This window comes from Aminobacter sp. P4_H6_2, assembly GCF_056400805.1.
The window spans coordinates 1-18,738 of sequence record NZ_JBFUKO010000045.1 but is presented as its reverse complement, the minus strand read 5'-3'; the positions used below and the strand labels follow the sequence as shown (position 1 = coordinate 18,738).

23 protein-coding genes and 1 pseudogene are annotated in these 18,738 nt (G+C 62.2%); 17 read left to right on the top strand and 7 right to left on the bottom strand.

Going from position 1 to position 18,738, the window contains the following annotated elements:
- Positions 1–220: Ros/MucR family transcriptional regulator (locus tag AC1DUU_RS06175; RefSeq protein WP_476782539.1), on the top strand; the 220-nt coding region annotated here is incomplete at its 5' end.
- An 18-nt stretch (positions 221–238) separates the two neighbouring features.
- On the opposite strand, the gene AC1DUU_RS06170 is transcribed toward AC1DUU_RS06175, so the two are convergent.
- Complete coding sequence (locus tag AC1DUU_RS06170) at positions 239–454, bottom strand: hypothetical protein (protein WP_476782538.1); 216 nt, start codon at positions 452–454, stop codon at positions 239–241.
- Positions 455–810: 356 nt separating this feature from the next.
- Between AC1DUU_RS06170 and AC1DUU_RS06165 the strand changes: the two genes are divergently transcribed.
- Together AC1DUU_RS06165 and AC1DUU_RS06160 are read left to right on the top strand one after the other, a co-directional pair.
- Positions 811–1,233 (top strand): helix-turn-helix domain-containing protein, encoded by a 423-nt coding sequence (locus tag AC1DUU_RS06165; RefSeq protein WP_476782537.1) that lies wholly within the window; start codon positions 811–813, stop codon positions 1,231–1,233.
- Position 1,234: 1 nt separating this feature from the next.
- Positions 1,235–2,041 carry a DUF6456 domain-containing protein gene (locus AC1DUU_RS06160; protein WP_476782536.1) on the top strand — a complete coding sequence of 269 codons (807 nt, stop codon included), beginning with the start codon at positions 1,235–1,237 and terminating at the stop codon, positions 2,039–2,041.
- A 6-nt stretch (positions 2,042–2,047) separates the two neighbouring features.
- On the opposite strand, the gene AC1DUU_RS06155 is transcribed toward AC1DUU_RS06160, so the two are convergent.
- Both AC1DUU_RS06155 and AC1DUU_RS06150 read right to left on the bottom strand, forming a co-directional pair.
- Positions 2,048–2,476: a SufE family protein gene (locus AC1DUU_RS06155; RefSeq protein WP_476782535.1), complete on the bottom strand. Its 429-nt coding sequence runs from the start codon at positions 2,474–2,476 to the stop codon at positions 2,048–2,050.
- A gap of 110 nt (positions 2,477–2,586) precedes the next feature.
- Positions 2,587–2,931, bottom strand: a complete 345-nt coding sequence (locus AC1DUU_RS06150; protein ID WP_476782534.1) for a DUF5330 domain-containing protein — start codon at positions 2,929–2,931, stop codon at positions 2,587–2,589.
- Positions 2,932–3,384: 453 nt separating this feature from the next.
- Here AC1DUU_RS06150 and AC1DUU_RS06145 point away from each other — a divergent pair, with 453 nt between their 5' ends.
- The 3 genes from AC1DUU_RS06145 to AC1DUU_RS06135 all read left to right on the top strand — a co-directional run bounded on the left by AC1DUU_RS06145 (position 3,385) and on the right by AC1DUU_RS06135 (position 6,371).
- A complete protein-coding gene (locus AC1DUU_RS06145; protein ID WP_476782533.1) occupies positions 3,385–5,160 on the top strand; it encodes a sensor histidine kinase in 1,776 nt (591 codons plus the stop codon).
- On the top strand, positions 5,135–5,938 hold the full coding sequence (locus AC1DUU_RS06140; RefSeq protein WP_476782532.1) for a peptidoglycan-binding domain-containing protein: 804 nt from the start codon (positions 5,135–5,137) through the stop codon (positions 5,936–5,938). The genes AC1DUU_RS06145 and AC1DUU_RS06140 overlap by 26 nt, the downstream gene beginning before the upstream one ends.
- Before the next feature lie 85 nt (positions 5,939–6,023).
- Positions 6,024–6,371, top strand: a complete 348-nt coding sequence (locus tag AC1DUU_RS06135) for a DUF1491 family protein (protein ID WP_476782531.1) — start codon at positions 6,024–6,026, stop codon at positions 6,369–6,371.
- On the opposite strand, the gene AC1DUU_RS06130 is transcribed toward AC1DUU_RS06135, so the two are convergent.
- The 4 genes from AC1DUU_RS06130 to AC1DUU_RS06115 all read right to left on the bottom strand — a co-directional run bounded on the left by AC1DUU_RS06130 (position 6,358) and on the right by AC1DUU_RS06115 (position 11,402).
- The gene (locus tag AC1DUU_RS06130; RefSeq protein WP_476782530.1) at positions 6,358–7,359 is read right to left on the bottom strand and encodes a DUF2336 domain-containing protein; all 1,002 of its coding nucleotides are present in this window, start codon (positions 7,357–7,359) and stop codon (positions 6,358–6,360) included. The genes AC1DUU_RS06135 and AC1DUU_RS06130 overlap by 14 nt on opposite strands.
- A gap of 654 nt (positions 7,360–8,013) precedes the next feature.
- Complete coding sequence (locus AC1DUU_RS06125) at positions 8,014–8,556, bottom strand: DUF1254 domain-containing protein (protein WP_476782529.1); 543 nt, start codon at positions 8,554–8,556, stop codon at positions 8,014–8,016.
- Positions 8,549–9,133: a DUF1214 domain-containing protein gene (locus tag AC1DUU_RS06120; RefSeq protein WP_476782528.1), complete on the bottom strand. Its 585-nt coding sequence runs from the start codon at positions 9,131–9,133 to the stop codon at positions 8,549–8,551. Before AC1DUU_RS06120 ends, AC1DUU_RS06125 begins: the two co-directional genes overlap by 8 nt.
- A gap of 112 nt (positions 9,134–9,245) precedes the next feature.
- On the bottom strand, positions 9,246–11,402 hold the full coding sequence (locus AC1DUU_RS06115) for a transglycosylase domain-containing protein (protein ID WP_476782527.1): 2,157 nt from the start codon (positions 11,400–11,402) through the stop codon (positions 9,246–9,248).
- 281 nt (positions 11,403–11,683) lie between these two features.
- Between AC1DUU_RS06115 and AC1DUU_RS06110 the strand changes: the two genes are divergently transcribed.
- The 11 genes and pseudogenes from AC1DUU_RS06110 to AC1DUU_RS06060 form a co-directional block, all read left to right on the top strand.
- On the top strand, positions 11,684–12,139 hold the full coding sequence (locus AC1DUU_RS06110; RefSeq protein WP_476782526.1) for a hypothetical protein: 456 nt from the start codon (positions 11,684–11,686) through the stop codon (positions 12,137–12,139).
- Positions 12,093–13,373 (top strand): annotated as a pseudogene (locus AC1DUU_RS06105) (DNA-packaging protein). The gene AC1DUU_RS06110 and the pseudogene AC1DUU_RS06105 overlap by 47 nt, the downstream one beginning before the upstream one ends.
- A 12-nt stretch (positions 13,374–13,385) precedes the next feature.
- Positions 13,386–14,561 carry a phage portal protein gene (locus AC1DUU_RS06100; protein WP_476782525.1) on the top strand — a complete coding sequence of 392 codons (1,176 nt, stop codon included), beginning with the start codon at positions 13,386–13,388 and terminating at the stop codon, positions 14,559–14,561.
- Between the two features lie 28 nt (positions 14,562–14,589).
- Entirely contained in the window at positions 14,590–14,946 is a 357-nt protein-coding gene (locus AC1DUU_RS06095; protein WP_476782524.1) for a DUF6107 family protein, read from the top strand.
- On the top strand, positions 14,939–15,625 hold the full coding sequence (locus AC1DUU_RS06090) for an HK97 family phage prohead protease (protein WP_476782540.1): 687 nt from the start codon (positions 14,939–14,941) through the stop codon (positions 15,623–15,625). The genes AC1DUU_RS06095 and AC1DUU_RS06090 overlap by 8 nt, the downstream gene beginning before the upstream one ends.
- Complete coding sequence (locus AC1DUU_RS06085; RefSeq protein WP_476782523.1) at positions 15,622–16,878, top strand: phage major capsid protein; 1,257 nt, start codon at positions 15,622–15,624, stop codon at positions 16,876–16,878. Before AC1DUU_RS06090 ends, AC1DUU_RS06085 begins: the two co-directional genes overlap by 4 nt.
- A 104-nt stretch (positions 16,879–16,982) precedes the next feature.
- A complete protein-coding gene (locus AC1DUU_RS06080; RefSeq protein WP_476782522.1) occupies positions 16,983–17,552 on the top strand; it encodes a head-tail connector protein in 570 nt (189 codons plus the stop codon).
- 5 nt (positions 17,553–17,557) lie between these two features.
- Positions 17,558–17,887, top strand: a complete 330-nt coding sequence (locus AC1DUU_RS06075) for a phage head closure protein (protein WP_476782521.1) — start codon at positions 17,558–17,560, stop codon at positions 17,885–17,887.
- Positions 17,888–17,895: 8 nt separating this feature from the next.
- Positions 17,896–18,072, top strand: a complete 177-nt coding sequence (locus AC1DUU_RS06070; RefSeq protein ID WP_476782520.1) for a hypothetical protein — start codon at positions 17,896–17,898, stop codon at positions 18,070–18,072.
- Positions 18,053–18,466, top strand: a complete 414-nt coding sequence (locus AC1DUU_RS06065; RefSeq protein ID WP_476782519.1) for a DUF3168 domain-containing protein — start codon at positions 18,053–18,055, stop codon at positions 18,464–18,466. The genes AC1DUU_RS06070 and AC1DUU_RS06065 overlap by 20 nt, the downstream gene beginning before the upstream one ends.
- Before the next feature lie 51 nt (positions 18,467–18,517).
- Positions 18,518–18,738, top strand: a 221-nt coding sequence (locus AC1DUU_RS06060) for a phage major tail protein, TP901-1 family (protein WP_476782518.1), incomplete at its 3' end; no start/stop codon positions are given.

Below are 18,738 nucleotides of genomic sequence, written 5' to 3'. Positions count from 1 at the left end.
GCGCTCGGTGCACGACGACTACATCATCTGCCTTGAAGATGGTAAAAAGTTCAAATCCCTCAAGCGTCACCTGATGACGCACTACAATTTGACGCCAGACCAGTATCGCGAGAAGTGGGGCCTTGATGCCAGCTATCCGATGGTGGCACCCAACTACGCGGCTGCGCGCTCGCAGCTCGCCAAGAAGATGGGCCTGGGACGCAAGCGCAAGGCCAAGTAACGGCACTTCGAAATACATTCAGCCTGCGGCGCCTTCGGGCGCCGCTTTGCGTTTTGGCCGGTTTCGGCGCGGCCGGAGCGACAAGCGTCCCGGCCCATTGGGAAACACGCCCTTCAGCCGGTCTCGTACTTGCTTGAGCGCGATGTGGCGGTTGAGATCGTAGCTCCAATGGCGATTGACGCCTCTGAGCCGCTCGCGCTCGATCGCGCGCTCGAGACGCTTGAGTAGCGCCAATGTCGGTGTTGGCTCTCCGGACAATGCATTCGAAAGCTCGATCCCGCAGCAAAGCTGCAAGGAAGCTCTTTGCCTGGCATCTGTGAATTCAGTGAGCTTGTCTCTCTTGAAAGCTGCAATTTCACCTGAAAAATCCCGCATCGCGACCTGCCTGCTGTGACTCTGATCAGGCAATCATGCGGGCGGTTTTCAGGGTGGGGAGAAACTGCAGCGAAACTTTAGCGAAGAAAAATAAAAATTCGAATGATTCCAATGTGTTGAATTTTTGATCCCCTTCTCCGTGTTCATTTTTTGTTCACACCCTGCCGGGTCACGGTATAAGAACTTATTCCTATCTTTGGTGGGGGACGAGTTTGGTGGGATCCACATCGGCACTATTGGTGAAGCGGCAGAACGAGGCGCGCGAAGCTGCGGCGAGGGACGAGCGCTCGTCGCTCGAGCTCCTTGCCGAAATGCGTCGCGACGAGGTGGTCGAGCGCTGCGATGCGATGATCGATCTGATGGCCGCGCTATTTGGCGTTCCGAGCAAGGAACTGCGCCGGCTTGGCCGAACGGGCAACGACATCAGCCGTCTCCGGCAGATTGCGATGTATGTCGCCCATGTCGTGTTCCGCTTTACCATGAGCGAGGTTGGCCGGGGTTTCGGACGCGACCGCACGACGGTGCTTTATGCCTGCCATACCGTCGAAGATCTGCGCGACGATGCCGACTTCGACCGGATCGTGGCCCTTGCAGAGCGGGTGGCGATCGCGGCGTTTCGCGACAGGCTGGAGCGCTGACATGAGCAATGATCTGGTTGATGAAAAGCTGCGGAAGCGCGTGCTCACGCTTTTGGCCAAGGGCTCCGCCGAGTGCGAGCCTGCCGCAGGCGGCGGCAAGGTGTTGCTCGAAAATGACAGGGCCGAGCGGATCGCCGTCGACGCAAATGTTCTCGCGGCACTTGCCCGCGAGGGCCTTGTTAGCCGCCGTTCCCGAACGGTGCAGCTGTCGCCGGAAGGCAGGGCGGCTGCTCGGCGCCAGGCGAGAGCGGCCGACCCATTCCAAGGGCAGCACCGCGAGCTGGAAACGATCATTGTCGATACCGTGGCGGGGCAGCATGCGGCTCTGATCAACCTGTCGGAATCGCCGCTGAGCCAACTCGTCCGGCGCAAGACCAAGGCGGGCGAGCCGTTTCTGAGCCGGAGCGAATTTGCAGCCGGCGAACGGTTGCGCTCCGACTACACGCGCGGCCAGATCATGCCGCGCATGGGCGCAAATTGGGTGGCGAGTGTGTCGTCAGGCAAGCGCGGTGCTGGCGGCGGGCTGGTCGATCTGACCGACGCGGCCCTTGCTGCGCGCCAGCGGGTCGACATGGCGATCGATGCTGTTGGGCCGGAGCTTTCAGGCGTGCTGATCGACGTCTGCTGTTTTCTCAAGGGCCTGGAGTTGGTGGAGGCAGAGCGTTGCTGGCCGGTGCGCTCGGCGAAGATCGTGCTCAAATCGGCACTCGGGGTGTTGGCGCGCCACTATAATCCGGGCGCCGGCATGAATCGCGGGCGCAAGGTCCTGCATTGGGGAGCGGAAGATTATCGCCCGAAACTGGGCTGAGGTGGCTCAGGCGATCTGGCGCTGTGCTGCCTCGGCGTCGCGTTTGATGCGCTTGACCATCGAGCGCAGGCCGTTGGCACGCTGCGGCGACAGGTGTTCGTTGAGGCCAAGTGTCTTCAGGGTCGCTTCGGCGTCGATAGCCATGATCTCACTGGCACGATGACCGGAAAACAGCGCGAGCATGATGGCAACCAGCCCACGCACGATATGGGCATCGGAATAGCCCTCGAACCGGATGACCGGATCGGCTCCGTCGCCCTGATGGGTCACCAGCCAGACCTGGCTGACGCAGCCCTGTACCTTGTTGGCATCGGTTTGAGCGCTCTCGGGGAAAGGTGGAAGCGCTTCGCCGAGCTCGATGACATAGCGATAGCGGTCCTCCCACTCGTCCAGGAATGTGAAGTCGTCGCGGATGGTGTCGATCGAGGTCGTCATGATGCTTTGGATATAGTGGCAGCGCGGCCGCCCGTCACGAAAAAAGAAAAGTACCTGAGATGCCGGAGGCGGGCGACCTACGGTGGCCGTAAGCATCGGCCAAATGGAGTTTAGTTTGTAGGAGCAGGGGCTTTGATGGCCGGTTCGTCGTCCGTTGCCGGCACGCTGCCTGTCTGGGTGGCGGTGTCGGGTTGTCCAAACTGCTGGTCGAGCGCCTCATAGGCGATGCGGGCGCTTTCGCGTGCCCTGACACCGATGGTCTGCATTGCTGCCTTGCCCGTCTCGCAAACCTCGGGCTTGCGCTCGCAGATGCCGGCGATGTCACCGACGGCCTCGCGCGCGGCAAAGATCGCCTGCAGCGGGCTCACGCTGTTTTCGCCATTGGGGCCGGTGCCGAGCGGCAGCAGCAGCAGGACGAGCGAGAACCAGAATGCGGTTCTGATGAGAAAGCCCATGGGATGCCTCTTGTGGTCTGGCGGGCCGGTTTGTCTCCAGCTGCCATGCAATTTGTTGGGTCGACAATGGCATGAAGGAGCAAAGGAGCGCTTGCTGCGAAAGGTGGTATTTTGCGAAGGCTTTTCACCAAAGTTTAACGGACTGGCCCAGCTTGCGGGCGCGTTCGTGCAGGCAATCTCTCATACGACTCCTAAGCAATTGATTTAAATTGCGAAATTTCGTGAGGGCGAGTCCTGGCCAGATTCGCGGACCCCAAGTCGGCAAATAACCCTCCGTTTACCATGGCGACAACTGTTCTCGAATGTCGGCGTTGTGATCCCGATATTCGCCATGCGGCCGGGTTTCGGTCGCCCTGCTTTATTCCTTCATTAAAGGCTCGGTGCGAGTTTGGGGACAACCACAAAAGAGCCCGCAAGCGAGCCACGGAAGAGTGCGTAGCGTTGAGTTTTGTCATGACCAGATACGGTGAGTTTTCCGGTGCGGTGGCCGCCGGCTGCGACCGGTTGGTCCATCCGTCGATCGATGGCTCCGTGCGGTCGCAGCAACGCCGCCTTGTCGGCTTGTTGCTGGCGGCTCCCTTTCTCGTTGCCGGGGCGGGCGTGGTTCTGGTTTCGGCCAAGCTCGGCGCAGCATCCACCTTTGCCGTCATTTTCGCCGCCTTCAGCCTGAGTTGGCTTGCAGCGCTCCTGGTTGCCGCCACGGGCAAGGCCACTCAGATTGGCATGGCATCGCTGGTTGCCGGAATAGCCGCAATCGCAGCTATCATAGCTGCTGCGGGTGGGGTGACCTCGCCGGCTACGTTGCTGGTTGCTTCGCTGCCGCTCGAAGCGCTGTGGGTCTGGCGCACACGCAAGGCGGCAATGTTTGGCGCAGTCGCGGCCGTTGCTGCTCTGCTGTCACAAGGTTTTCTTGGCTCGATGCCATTTGCCGAAGGTGCTGCGGTGTCGGCCTGGCACTGGCTGCTGCCCGTAGCCTGGCTCGCAACCTTTGCAGTTCGTGCCAGTGCGTTTCTGGATCGTCGTGTCGAGCACGATGTCGCTCCGACCAATGCGTTGGAAAGTGTGCTCAAGGCAGTGGTACTGCGCGTTGCGCATAATGGCGACGTGACCGATGTCTCCGACCAGGCGCGGACCATGCTGCGGCTGCAGCCTGAGCTTTTGCTGGGCAGCGCACTTTTCGACCGAATCCATGTTGCCGATCGTGTTGGCTATCTCTGTGCACTGGCCGACATGCGCGACGGCGCCGAACTGCGTCAGGTCGAACTGCGCCTGCGCCTGCCAAGGCAGAACGAAAGCGACGCCGGCGACAATTTCCGGCCGTTTGCGCTTGAGATGATGAAGGGCGAAGGCCAATCGTTTGTTGTGATCATCCGCGACAACGACACGGTTGCCGACCTGCGCGACGAACTGGCCAAGGCAGCTGATGCGGTGAAGAGCGCGGAGCTTGCCAAGAGCAATTTCCTCGCCGCCGTGAGCCACGAGCTGCGGACGCCGCTGAACGCGATCATCGGATTCTCCGACATGCTGCTGCACGAGATGTTCGGCGGCTTCCAGGAGCCGCGCCAGAAGGAATATGTCGGCATCGTCCGTGATTCCGGCCAGCACCTGCTTGAAGTCGTGAACTCGATCCTCGATGTCACCAAGATCGAGTCGGGCTGCTATGCGATCAATCCGGAGCCATTCAGGTTCCGCGAGGCCGTCGACATGTGCGCCTCGATGCTGGCGCTGCAGGCTGAGGCGRAAGCGCTCGACCTGGCTATCGAAGTGGCTGCCGGTACGGGCGAGGTCAAGGCCGACCGGCGCGCGGTGCAGCAGATCCTGATCAACCTGGTGTCCAATGCGCTGAAATTCACGCCCGAGGGCGGCAGGGTCGAGATCGGCGCCAAGCGGCTTGGCTCGCGCCTGCATTTCTGGGTGTCTGATACCGGCATCGGCATCGCCCAGGAGGATTTGCCACGGTTGGGCACGCCCTTCATGCAGGTCCAGAACGACTACACCCGCCGCTTCGAAGGCACGGGCCTGGGGCTTTCGCTGGTCAAGGGACTGGTCGCATTGCACGACGGCACGATGTCGATCGAGAGCGCGCCGGGCGAGGGAACCACTGTTACCATCAGCCTGCCGATCGAAGGCCCGGCCTTCCGCCCCGAGCCGACGAAGGGCGAAGTGATGCGGCTGCCTGCGAGCAGGAACAAGGAGATGCGCAATGGCTCGCTCCGCAAAGCAAGCTAGGAAGCAGGTCGTCGTCGATGACCGCAGCCCCCTGCAAGAGGGTGCACTGGCGCTTGGCGGACTGATCGCGCGCAATCCTATCCTTGTCGGCGGCTCGACAGCCTTTCTGGTGGCGCTGTTTTACGTCTCGGCTAACGCGCTGTGGTACCAGCCCTATGCCCACAAAGGCGCGTTCTTCTCGACCCGCGAAGCGGCTGAATTTCCGGATATGAAAGAGAATGCGCCGGAGACCACGATCAAGATCGAGCGACCGCAGGCTGAAGTTGTTCGGCCGCAAGGCGATCCGCGGATCGAACAGGTCCAGAGCATCCTGAAAGACTTGGCTTTTTACGACGGCACGGTTGACGGGCTCAACGGACCTGCCACGCGCATCGCCATCCAGGCCTATCAAAAGAAAGTCGGCCTGGCCGCTACCGGCGAGATCGATCCTTCGCTGCTCGAACAACTCGGCGCTGCTGAAACGACCGCGGGCATAGCTCCCAAGCCGACACCACGCGTGCAGGCAACACCAGCTCCTACGCCGGCGCCGCGTGTCGAAGCAACTCCGCTACCCGCTCGTACCGAACCGACGAGTGAGGCAGGCGTCAGCGCCCGGATCATGAAGATCCAGGCTGGGCTGAAGGCCTTCGGCAATGACGGCATCGAGATCGATGGCGTTCCTGGCGGCAGGACCAAGGCGGCAATCCGCGAGTTCCAGTCCTTGTTCGGCCTGCCGCAAACGGGCGAGCCTGACCCGGCGGTCTACGTCAAGATGCGCGAGATCGGCCTGACCAACTGACGGAAGGACCCGGGCCGAATGGCCTGTGCGTCTTGCCTGTAGGCCGCTATAGAGGCCGGATCGAATTTGCGATTGGGCCGGACAGATGCGCTTAACCACGGATTTTTGGGTATCGGCCCTTTTGCGGCGGGTCTTCGGCGAAGGGGGCTTTGGTGCCATTCTCAACCGGGGCGCGCTGGAGGCAGGCGCGGTCTTCATTTTGACTCGCGATCGTTTTGGCCGCTCGAACCTTTATGGGCCGGCACCCCAGACGAGCTACGACATGGCGCGGCCAGACGAACGCCAGTTCTCCCTGCTTGAAAGCGATGATGACGGCACCGCAATCGACAAGCGGCTTGAGCGCGAGCGTCGCTTCGATCCTGATATCTGGGTGGTGGAAATCGAACCTGGCAAGACCGAGATCAAGGATCTGGTTTCGCTTACGACGCCCTGAGGGACCCGTCAGCCTTCGGTTGTGGCCGAAGACGTTCGGCGTTGCTGCGGATGCGGGCGCCGACGGAGGCTGCCTTCCAGTCGCGCACGCGATCAAGCGCTACATCGCGATGCAGCAGGCGGTAGCGTTCAAGAAACAGCCTGATGGCCTCGGCATGGGCAAACTGGCCCGGGAAGGTCGTGGCGGCGAGGAGGAACGCCTGTTCTTCCGGCAAATCCAGTGCCTTGAGCGCGTCGATGAGCGAGGAGTAGCCGGACTTTTCGGTGATCGAACGGGCCGTCTGGAAATCGATTTCCAGCGCATCCGCAAGGGCTGTCTGGAAGAACGCGCTATTGCCTGTAAGGGCGGTTGTCTTGAGCTTGTCGTAAGCGCTTGCGTGGGGCAAACCCTCGCTCGATCCAGACTGATGTGGGTAATTGGGCGCCATCATCGAGCGCAGCCRGCGACGGACACTTTCGGCGAGTTGGCCGGGACCGGGGGCGCTGGACACATCTGGTGCCGAGGTGAGGGCCGGACTGCTTTCGGTAGCTGCCGGTATCTGTTCCTGTGCGGTGGTTTCGGGGTGAACCAAGCGCGGGCGTTCGAGCACCCTGATCAGGTCGGCGATGGTCGTGTTGAGATTTGGGCGCCGGGCGATCGCGCGCGCATGCGGCAGGCCGTGGCGCCCGATCAGCGCAATAAGCGCGACATCGGACAAAACGGGGGAACGGATCAGCAGCGGTGCGGCGATATCGACGCTCTGGTCGCAAAGGCGGCGAACCAGGCCGGGCGGCGCATATTCGCTCTCGGAAAGGGCGGCCGCGACAAAACGGCGGGYTTCCACCGACACCTTGTCGAACAGCGGCAGCGTCAGATCTTCAAGTTGTGCGATTTCGCGGCGTGAGGGGCGGGGCAGGGCGCAAAACGCAGAGACGGCGGCCCGGAACAGCCGCTCGGGCTTTCCGTTTTCGCGTCCGATGGCGATTTGCCTGAAGTCCGATGCTGACACGAACGGTTACGCCTGACACAATTCGACACTGTCTCGGAAGCGGTCGGGCACTGCTGTGTCCGTCCTGGATGTCCCGAAGATGAAGATAAACTTAGCGCTGATTTGTTAGCGGACTGTTAACTTTGCCGTTAAGAAATGCGTTGATTAACAAAAGGTTACGACGTTTCTCTCTGTCTCAACCCTGGTCCGCTGGGCGAGCCTGGGACTCCGGTCAGATAGAACGATCCAAAAGAATTTTGTAGGTGAGGCCGATATTGGCGAAACGCTCACGGACCTTTCACGTCGCCTGTTTAAAAATGCGAGTGTCAAACGCATCGCACGGGAATTGATTCAAAGGCATGGCAGTAACGGACTGTTAACCTCTCTGCTGGCCTTATCGGCTTTTGGAGGCGTTGCGTGCTTACTCCGGTTGAACCGAGAGGGAATCGCCAACATGGGCAGCATTGTGTCATTCATGCCGCGTCGTGCGGCTAGCCACCGGTCCCCAAGTGCACCGGACACGACGGCATCAATCATCATCTTCCCAGGCGTGCGCTACGAGCGCATGTCGGGTTCGGCTTCGGTATCTGGCGGTCGCACGCAACGCAGTGTCGCGCCTCGTCGGAAGGATCCGCTGCCGCGGCACTGAACGCCATATCCAGACGATTTTGCGCCTTATTGGATTTCGCAGTTGATGCCGTCGAGGAAGCGGGAGACGATCGGCTTCCAGCTATCGTCGGGAACAAAGACGCGGACGACGACGATACCCTCGTCGATCGGCGTTTCCACGAAGATCGATTTTTCGAACTCCGGCGGCAATTCCTTGCGCAAGTCGATCATCTGCGCTGGGGTAAGCACGACGAAATCGAGGCTTCGGTCGGTCGCGGTGCGGTCGTTGAAGCTGTAGATGTTTTGCCCGCTACGGTCATAGACCGAGGCTGACCAGTAGGGAACCTTGCCGGCGTTATCGATGCGCACGACGCCTTCGGTGAGATCGAAGCGGCAAGCGGCTTCGTAGAACGACGGATCGAGCGACTTCACCACTGGCGCTCCACCGACGTCCTTGTCGAGGCGGACGACCTTGTTGGGACCTGCGACCATCGCAAGGCGAGACCACGCATCACGCTCGGAAAAGCTGGGCACGAGCAGCAGAATGACGATGTGGGCGATGCCTGCGCCGATCAGTCCGATGGCCAGTGTGTGAAACAGCCTACGCATTGCACTGGACCCTGACGATGCGCGGCATTTCAATGCCGGACAGGCCGGTGCTGCTGGCGATGGGGGTATCGTAAAGCGTCAGCACCAAGTTCATGGCGCCGACACCGGTAACCGCGAGCCAATTGCCTGGCTCGGGCCGTTCGCCGACCGAAATCTCGATGGAATTGTCAGGCTGGCGCAGAACTTCCAGCGAATGCAATGCCGAGTCGCGGCGCATCCCCGATTTGAGCGCCGTGTGGGCCCTGTCAGTGGCGTAGAGCGTCCAGAACCGTGCGACCGGCAGCGATCCTTCGACGCGATAATTGCATTCACTCTTCAACGTGACGCCGCTGGAGTCGCGATCTGCGACAAAACTGAGACCTTCCGCACGGCCAAGCGCGAGAACGCCGTCACGTGCCACACGCGCCTTGGAGTAGGGATCGGCATCCGGCGTGCCGATGTCGGGGAAGGCGGTCCAGGGGCCGACCGATACGGCGCCGATGCCCTCTTGCGAATTGAGCACCATGCCTACGCTTGCAGCACCACCGCCGACCGCGACGGCAAGGGCGAGAGCTATCAGGAGCGATTGTTTCAGCATGAGCCGCCGCAGGATGGAGTTGGCGGAGGAATATCCCGCCATGTGACTGGAAGGCAAGTCGGGAACGGCTGCAACCGGTGCGGGGCCTGTTGTTGGCAGGCTTCTCGCAACGTCACAGCGCCGAAAGCGTTTCGGGCTCGGGTGGCGGCTCGATGGCAGGTGCGTTGTGGAAGAAATCCGCGATGTCGCGCAGCGCGCGCGTGGTGGTGCTCGATAAGACAGGAGGACGATCGGATGTATCGGCCACCGCCGGCTGCCCCCCGTTCTTTTCGGCCTCCTTGGCCTTGGCGATCGCGGCCGGGTCGACGAATGGGTTCTTGATGCCCGGAATGGGCTTCAGGTCGATGTTCTGGTGGGCATAGACCATGAAACGCTGCCAGATCATCGCCGGTAGCGAACCGCCGGTCATCTTGTTGGTTGGCGAGAAGTCGTCGTTTCCAAGCCAGACTGCGGCCGTGTAGTTGCCGGTGTAGCCGATGTACCAGGCGTCGCGGTAGGATTGGGTGGTGCCGGTCTTGCCGGCGGACCGGATGTTGGGGAGGGCAGCCTTGCGTGCCGTGCCGACCTCGGGAATCTGCACCATGATCGAGTTCATCGACACGACTGCCTGCTCGGACAGCACGCGGTGCGGCGGCGGCGCGTCCTTGCTGTAGTCGTAAACGAGCTGGCCTGAATGGGTGACGAGCTGGGTGATGCCGTGGCGCGTGCCGACCATGCCGTCCTGCGCCAGCACGCTGTAGCCGGTCGCCTGATCCATGACGGTCAGGCCCGACGTGCCAAGCACCATGGTCTTGTGGGCGCTGACAGGAGATTCGACGCCCATCGCCTCGGTCATCGCCTTGATTGGTGGAATGGAAAGGTGATCCTTGGCAAGCCGCACCGGCACAGTGTTGATCGACTTGACCAGCGCGGTCGTCAGCGTCATGCGGCCGGAGTAGCCGCGCGTGTAGTTTTTCGGCGACCACGTGCCCCAGCTGATCGGACCGTCGGAAATGATCGAATCCGGTGTGAAGCCGTTCTCCATGGCGGTTGCGTAGACATAAGGCTTGAACGACGAGCCGGTCTGGCGCTGTGCCCTGGTGGCACGGTTGAACTGACTTGCGCCGTAGTCGCGGCCACCAACGATGGCGCGAACCGCTCCATTGGTCTCGATGACGACGACAGCGCCTTCGGTGACGTTGAATTCCTTGCCGAACTGGCGCAGGTGGAATTCGACCGACTCCTCGGCTGCCTTTTGGATGTTCATGTCGATCGTCGTGCGGGCGACCAGCGAGTGGATGCCTGACTTCGCGGCGATCTTCTTGACCTCGTCGAAGGCCCAATCGAGGAAATAGTCGGGGCTCTTGCGATCGCCGCGATCAACGATGTCGGCGGGGTGCAGCCGTGCTGACAGCACCTGGCCTTCCGTCATGAAACCCGCCTGGACAAGGTTGCTGAGCACGACGTTTGCGCGAGCGCGCGCAGCAGGAAGGTTAATGTGAGGGGCGTATTTGGTCGGCGCCTTGAACAAGCCGGCGAGCATCGCCGCCTCAGCGAGGTTGAGATCCTTGACCTGCTTGCCGAAGTAGAAATCGGCGGCCGCCGCAATACCGAATGTGCCGCCGCCCATATAGGCGCGGTCGAGGTAGAGCTGCAGGATTTCCTTCTTGGACAGGTTCGATTCGAGCCAGAGCGACAGGAACGCTTCCTTGACCTTGCGTTCGACGGTGCGCTCATTGGTGAGGAACAGGTTTTTGGCGAGCTGCTGGGTGATGCTCGAACCGCCTTGAACGACGGAATTGGCGCGCATGTTTTCCGACATGGCGCGGACCAGGCCGAAGAAATCGATGCCGTAGTGCTCGAAGAAGCGGCGGTCTTCGGTTGCCAGCACCGCCTTGATGAGGTGGTCGGGCATCTCGTCGACAGGCACCGAGTCTCGCTGGATGATGCCGCGCTGGCCGATCTCATTGCCGTAACGATCAAGGAAGGTGACGGCGAAGTCGTCCTGATTGCGCCAGTTGCCGGTAGTCTCCTGGAAAGCCGGCATGGCGAGCGCGAGCATGACGACCGAGCCGCCGGCCGCCATGGTGAATGACTCGCTCAACACCTCAATGACGCCGCGGCGCCAGCCTTTGACGCGAAAGCGGCGGAAGAAGATCGTGGCGCTTTCCCAGAACTGTTGCGCCCTGAAACGCAGTTCGTAGAGCGTGGAGTCGAGCCATGCGTCGATGGCCAGCAGGCCAGCCGCGATACGGCCTCTCTTCTTGCGTGGTTCGGTGGGATTTTCCATTCGAGACGAGCCCGGGCGTGCTGCAGCTTATACCAAAATACTTTTGCTGGCGAATTCAGGGCGCGCGTCCCTCGGCCCATGCCTGACTTGTCACCGATTTTTGCCGGTACGACAAGAGGCAGTTGGACACAGCTGGGGGATTACGAAAAATGCGCCAGTATAGGAATATATTCTTGACAACGTGACGGTGCTTTGGTAGTGTCTGGCTATCGTCAAAGATAGTGTAGCCAAACCGGCTGCACCGACAGGCAGTTTCCCAAAACATTGTTATGGAGGTTTCGTTGGTCGCGAAAGCGGACGAGCGATGGCTGGCACTGCGCGCGCTATTTGAAGGTGCGGCGGTCGATGCCGCGCTGCTATCGGCAGCGAGCGGTTATGCGGTGTCTTCGATCGACAGACGCATCCTGCGGGATGGCTGGGCGAGCCCGATTGCGGGCGATTTCGACGATCGGCTGGCGCGGCTGGCCGATTCCCTTGTCGGGCAGGTCGAAACACTTCGGCTGGAAAACGAAGGCGGTCTCGACAAGGCCCAGGTCGCCATGGTCGGCTCGATCGTCAGGACGGTCGAAAAGATCAGCGAACTGATGCGGGGAGGCGATGCAGCCAAGGTGAGCCAGACGAACAGAGATGCAGAAATGGCGGACGTGCTTGCAAGGATCGACCGACGCATCGTCGAGCTTGCTCGAGACTATGCACGAGTGCTGGGCGCGCAAGAACCTGACTGTTCGCCAAGGTGAGCTGACCGCCAAGGAGTGGTTTTGGTCAGCCCGTATTGCTCAGTATCTGCTCGAAGCAGAGCCGGCGACATGGCTGGTGGTCGGCGGACGCGGTGCGGGCAAGACGCGGCTGGGGGCCGAATGGGTCAACTCCATGGTGCGAGGGCTTTCGCCCTTTGCGAGTCGGCCGCATTCTCCAATTGCGCTGGTCGGCGAGACTTTGGCCGATGTGCGCGAGGTGATGATCGAAGGGCCGTCCGGGATCGCAACGATTTCGCGTCACGACAGGCCGCGTTTCGAACCGAGCCGCAAAAGGCTGGTCTGGGACAGTGGCGCCGTAGCGCAGATTTTTTCCTCCGAAAACCCCGACAGTCTGCGCGGGCCGCAGTTTCAGGCGGCGTGGTGCGATGAACTGGCGAAGTGGAAACATGCCGAGGCCTGTTTCGACATGCTGCAGTTCGGGCTCAGGCTTGGYGACAGGCCGAGGCAGATCATCACCACGACACCACGACCGGTGCCGCTGTTGAAGCGGCTGCTGGCCGACCCGGAGGTTGTGGTGACACGCATGCGGTCGGACGAAAACAGCGCGAACCTCGCGCCCGGCTTTCTGGGGGCGATCCGCAGTCGTTATGGCGGCAGCGTGCTGGGCCGGCAGGAACTGGACGGCGAACTGATCGAGGATCGCGACGATGCCTTGTGGTCGCGCGATATGCTCGAGGCAGCCCTGGTCGCGGAAGCGAGCGACTTGCGCCGTATCGTGGTGGCGGTCGATCCGCCGGCGAGTTCGCGGAAAACTTCTGATGCGTGCGGCATTGTTGCGGTCGGACTCGATGGCGCGGGCAGGGCGGTGGTCCTAGCCGATGCGACGGTCCAAGCGGCGAAACCGCAGGATTGGGCTGGCACGGCGGTCAGGCTGTTTCACCGCCTGGAAGCCGACAGCATTGTTGCCGAGACCAATCAGGGCGGCGAGATGGTGACGGCGGTAATCCGCACTGTCGATCCGGCGGTGCCGGTCAAGGCAGTGTGGGCGCGGCGGTCGAAATGGCTGCGCGCCGAGCCGATTGCCGCACTCTATGCACAGGGCAAAGTTCGACATGCCGGGCGCTTTTCCGCGCTTGAAGACGAGATGTGAGATTTCGGCCCGAATGGGTTGTCGAATGGCCGTTCTCCCGATCGCGTCGATGCGCTGGTCTGGGCAATCGGCGAACTGATGCCGGACTGGTCGACCGAACCGCGAATCCGCGATTTTCTCTGAACAGGAAACGATATGGCTTTGAATTGGCCTTGGTCCTGGCGGACTGGGAGGGGCAGCACCGTGCCTGAACGCAAAAGCGGCGGGCCGACTGGCTTTGTCGCCATCCATGCGCAGGGCGAGGCGCGCTGGACGCGGCGCGATTATGCGGGACTTGCGCGCGAAGGTTTCATGCGCAACCCGATCGTGCATCGCTCGGTGCGCCTGATCTCGGAGACGGCGTCGGCCATTCCCTGGCTGTTCTATGAGGGCGCCAGCGAACTGGACGACCACGGCTTGCTGAAGCTGTTCGAGCGGCCGAATGAGCGGCAGGCCGGCGGCAGCTTCATGGAAGCGCTGTACGGGCACCTGCTGCTTTCGGGCAATGCCTATGTCGAGCTGGTCGAGGCGGGCGGTGGAGCGCGCGAGCTGCACCTGCTGCGGCCTGACAGGGTCGCTGTGGCAGCTGATGCGAGCGGTTGGCCGACGGCGCTTGAATATCGCGAGGGCAGTGCGCGCCGTCGTATCGGCCTCGGCCTGAGCGAACAGGGCGGTGCGGCGCATCTGACACTCTTCCATCCACTCGACGATCACTACGGATTCCCACCGCTCGAAGCCGCACTCATCGCGCTCGATACGCACAATGCGGCGGGGCGCTGGAACAAGGCGCTGCTCGACAACTCGGCGCGGCCCTCCGGTGCCTTGGTCTATGCACCCAAGGACGGCGGCAATCTGAGCGACGAACAGTTCGACCGGCTGAAGGCTGAACTCGAAGATGGCTATTCGGGAACGACGCGCGCCGGCCGGCCGCTGCTGCTCGAGGGCGGGCTCGACTGGAAAGCGATGGGGCTGACGCCCAAGGACATGGATTTCATCGAGGCCAAGCATTCGGCGAGCCGCGACATAGCACTCGCCTTTGGCGTGCCGCCGATGCTGCTCGGTATTCCAGGCGACAATACCTACGCGAACTATCAGGAGGCGAACCGCGCCTTCTATCGCCTGACTGTCCTGCCGCTGGTGGCCAGGACGGCGAGGGAGCTTTCGGCCTGGCTGGCGCCGGCTTTCGGCGACGGCTTGCGGCTTTGGTACGACGCCGACCAGGTCGAGGGGCTTGCCGGGGAGCGCGACGCGCTTTGGGCCAGGGTCGAAGCGGCCAACTTCCTGAGCGACGATGAAAAGCGCGAGGCCGTGGGCTACCCGCCGCGCGGCTGAACAATCCCAAATACAGGACCGAAGAGCCATGACGTACATATCCGACCCCGGCTGGCTGTGGTTGGCCAAGGGCGCGGGTGCGATTGCCGGCTCGGCGATCTCGCTCGCTTACATCCTGCCGCAAGGACGACGAGAGGCCGCTGTCCGCTTCTCGGTGGGCGTTGTTTGCGGGCTGGTGTTCGGGGGCACCGTTGGCCTGAAGATCGCCGCCGAACTCGGCATCGAAGAGCTGATCAGCCCAACCGAGATGACGATGATGGGGGCAGCGGCCGCAAGCCTTTGTGCGTGGTGGGCGCTCGGCTTCGTCATGCGCGCCTTTGAAGGCAACCGCATCGGCCGCTGGATCGACCAAAGACGCAAGAGGAGTGGCGCTCATGATGCATGAGGCAGCGACGCGGAATGGCGAACGGAAATTCGTCGACCTGGTGCTCGACGAGGTTGCTGTCGACGGCACCTTCTCGGGTTATGCCAGCCTGTTTGGGCGGATCGATCTCGGCAAGGATGTGGTTGAGCGCGGGGCGTTTGCCAAATCGCTGCGGACACGGGGTGCTGCCGGCATTCGCATGCTTTTCCAGCACGATCCCAACCAGCCGATTGGCACCTGGACGGAATTGAAGGAGGACAACCGCGGCCTGTTCGTGCGCGGCAGGCTGGCAAAAGACGTTGCCCGCGCCCGTGACGTGCATAATCTTTTGCGTGGCGGCGCGCTCGACGGCCTTTCGATTGGTTTCCGCGCCGTGAAAGCGCGCAAGGAGCAGGCAAGCGGGGTGCGCCACATCCTTGAGGCCGATCTCTGGGAAATCTCGATCGTCACCTTTCCGATGCTGCCTGAAGCGCGCATCGACACGGTCAAGGGGCGCGGCCGACTGCCGACAACCAGACAATTCGAAGGTTGGCTCACGCGGGACGCTGGGCTGACCAGGAGCGACGCCCGGGCGGTCATCGCCGAGGGTTTCGCCAGCCTCGTGCGCAAGCGGGACGCCGCATGGGGATCAGAGAGCGGCCTTGCCGAACGTATCAGGCAGGCCACGCGCATGATCAAGCAAAAAGGAAGCAGCGTATGAATGAGACCCACGCGCCGCGCGCACCCGAAATAAAGGGAGCGGCTGGCGATACACTCGACCTGAAGGATGCCTTCGGCGAGTTCATGACCACCTTCGAAGCCTTCAAGGACAGCAACGACGAACGCCTGGCGCAGCTGGAAGGCAAGCTTGGCGCCGATGTAGTGACCTCCGATAAGGTCGACCGCATCTCACGTGCGCTTGACGAGCAGAAGAGAACGCTCGACGGCCTGTCGCTGAAGCGGCTGCGGCCGGCACTTGGACGCGACGGCCGTTCGATGCCAAGCGAGCACATGGACGCCTTCGACGCCTATATGCGCAGCGGCGACGACCGCCAGCTGCGCTCGCTCGACACCAAGGCCATGTCTTATGGCTCCGGTCAGGACGGCGGCTATCTGGTGCCGAGCGAGACGGAAACCGAAATCGGGCGCCGGCTGTCGACATTGTCGCCGCTGCGTTCGATCGCTTCGGTGCGCCAGGTGTCAGCCGCCGTGCTGAAAAAGCCTTTCACCGTCACTGGCCCGGCCGTCGGGTGGGTGGCGGAGACGGCGACGCGACCGCAGACTGCGACGCCTGTCCTGGCGGAGCTGCAGTTTCCGACGATGGAACTCTACGCCATGCCGGCGGCCACGGCCTCGCTGCTCGAAGACAGCATCGTTGATCTCGACCAGTGGATCGCCTCCGAGGTCGAGACGGCCTTTGCCGAGCAGGAAGGCACGGCCTTCGTCAATGGCAACGGCGTCAACAAGCCCAAGGGCTTCCTCGACTACAACAAGGTGGCCGAGGCGAGCTGGGCCTGGGGCGACATCGGCTATGTAGTGACTGGCGTCTCGGGCGCATTGCCTGCATCGAGCCCATCGGACATCTTGATCGACACCGTCTACACGGTGAAGGCCGGATACCGGCAGAACGCCAACTGGGTGATGAACCGCAAGACCCAGGCGTCGATCCGCAAGCTCAAGGACGCCGACGGCAATTATCTCTGGCAGCCACCTTCGGCACCTGGCCAGCGCGCGATGCTGATGGGCTTCCCGCTAGTCGAAGCCGAAGACATGCCGGATGCAGCACCCAACGCGACTCCGATCGCCTTCGGCGATTTCGGCCGTGGCTACCTCGTCGTTGACCGCACCGGCGTGCGGGTGCTGCGCGATCCCTATTCCGCCAAGCCCTACGTGCTTTTCTACACGACCAAGCGTGTTGGCGGCGGGGTCCAGGACTTCAGCGCGATCAAGCTGCTCAAATACGGCACCGCGTAAGCCGGCGTGAACGGGCCTCGCGCCCGTTCGCCGCTCAGTGCCGTCGCGGCCCCGGGGTTCCTCCCACCGGGGCCGCTCCTTTTCCATCCAGACACAGGTGATGAATGACCCTGATCAGAACCGGCGCGCCGGCGTTGGAGCCCGTGACGCTGGTCGATGCCAAGGCGCATCTGCGCATCACCCATACGAGCGAAGACGGGCTGCTAAGCGGCCTGATCCGCGCCGCGCGCGAGGATGTCGAGCGCACGACGGGCATGGCATTGATCGACCAGACCTGGCGGCTGGTGCTCGACTGCTGGCCGACCGACAATTTCGTGATGCTGGTGCGGCATCCGGTGCGGCAGGTGCTTTCGGCGACGATTTTCGGCAGCGAGGGTGCGGCGTCTATCGTCAATCCGGCTGCTTACCAGCTGGATACCCTTTCGCGACCCGCACGCATCCATTTCGACAGCGCGCCGGGGCGGCTGCGCGCGATGAACGGCGTAGAGATCGACTTTCGCGCCGGCTTTGGCGAGGCGGGCACRGATGTGCCCGACCTGCTGAAGCGGGCGATGCTGCTGCTTGTGGCGCATTGGTACGAGTTTCGCACGAGCTTCGGTCCGGAGGACCAGCCGGTGTCTTATCCCGGTGGTTATGATCGCCTGCTTTCCGGCTATCGCGCACGGAGGCTCTGATGCGCATGAGCTTCATCGATCCTGGCGCGCTGCGCAGCGAACTTGCGCTGGAAGAATGCGTGACGACGCCGGACGCCCTTGGCGGCCATACACAAAGCTGGGTCGAACTGGCGACACTGTTTGCCTTGGTCGAACCGGTGTCGGCGCAAAGTGTGTTTGGCGCCGACCAGACGCTTGAAACGGCGACGCATCGCGTCACCATGCGATGGCGGGCCGGGCTGAAAAGCGGGATGCGCCTGCGCCGGAACCAGCGTGTGCTGGACATCATTACTGTCCACGATCCGGATGAAACGCAGCGCTATCTCGTTTGTCGCACAAGGGAGGAAGGCGCATGAATGTGACGATGAAGTTGACACTCGACGGGCTGAAGCGGGCGCTGCGCTGGAAGGCGCATGAACTGGCGGAAGATGTCGAACAGGGTTACCGTGGCGACGTTGCTGAGGTGTCAGCTGCGCCGCCGCCGAGGCAGGTAAATCCGCGCAGGATGAGGGAGCGAGACGATGACCGCCCCGGCCGCTGAGTTGCAGAAGGCGGTGTTTGCGGCACTTCGCGGCAATGCGCCGCTGGTGACGCTTCTGGGCGGCCCGAAGATCCACGACCAGGCGCCGGCCAATGTAGTCTTTCCCTACCTGACGTTCGGCCGAACGAGTGTCTATGACTGGAGCACGGACACCGAGAGCGGCACCGAACAGCTGTTTTCGGTCCATGTCTGGTCAAAATCCCAAGGCAAGCGCGAGGCGCTCGAGATCATGGAGATCGTGCGTACGCTGCTCGACGATGCGACCCTAAACTTGGGGACGCAGCATCTGGTCAGCATGCGGCTCGAATTCTCCGAGGCATGTTTCGACGACAGGCTTTCGCTGCACCACGGGCTGCTGCGCTTTCGCGCGGTGACCGAGCCAAAAGCTGCCTGACAGGCGCATCGCCCGCAACATCATTCTCAAGACATTTCAGGAGGCCAATTCATGGTCGCACAGAAGGGCAAGGACCTTCTGCTCAAGATCGACAGCAACGGTCTGGGCAGCTTTGTCACGGTTGCGGGCCTGCGCTCCAAGCGCATCGCCTTCAACAGCGAGACTGTCGACATCACCGATGCGGAGTCTGCGGGACGCTGGCGCGAGCTTCTGGCCGGAAGCGGGGTGCAACGGGCGTCGGTGAGCGGCTCCGGCATCTTCAAGGACCAGCA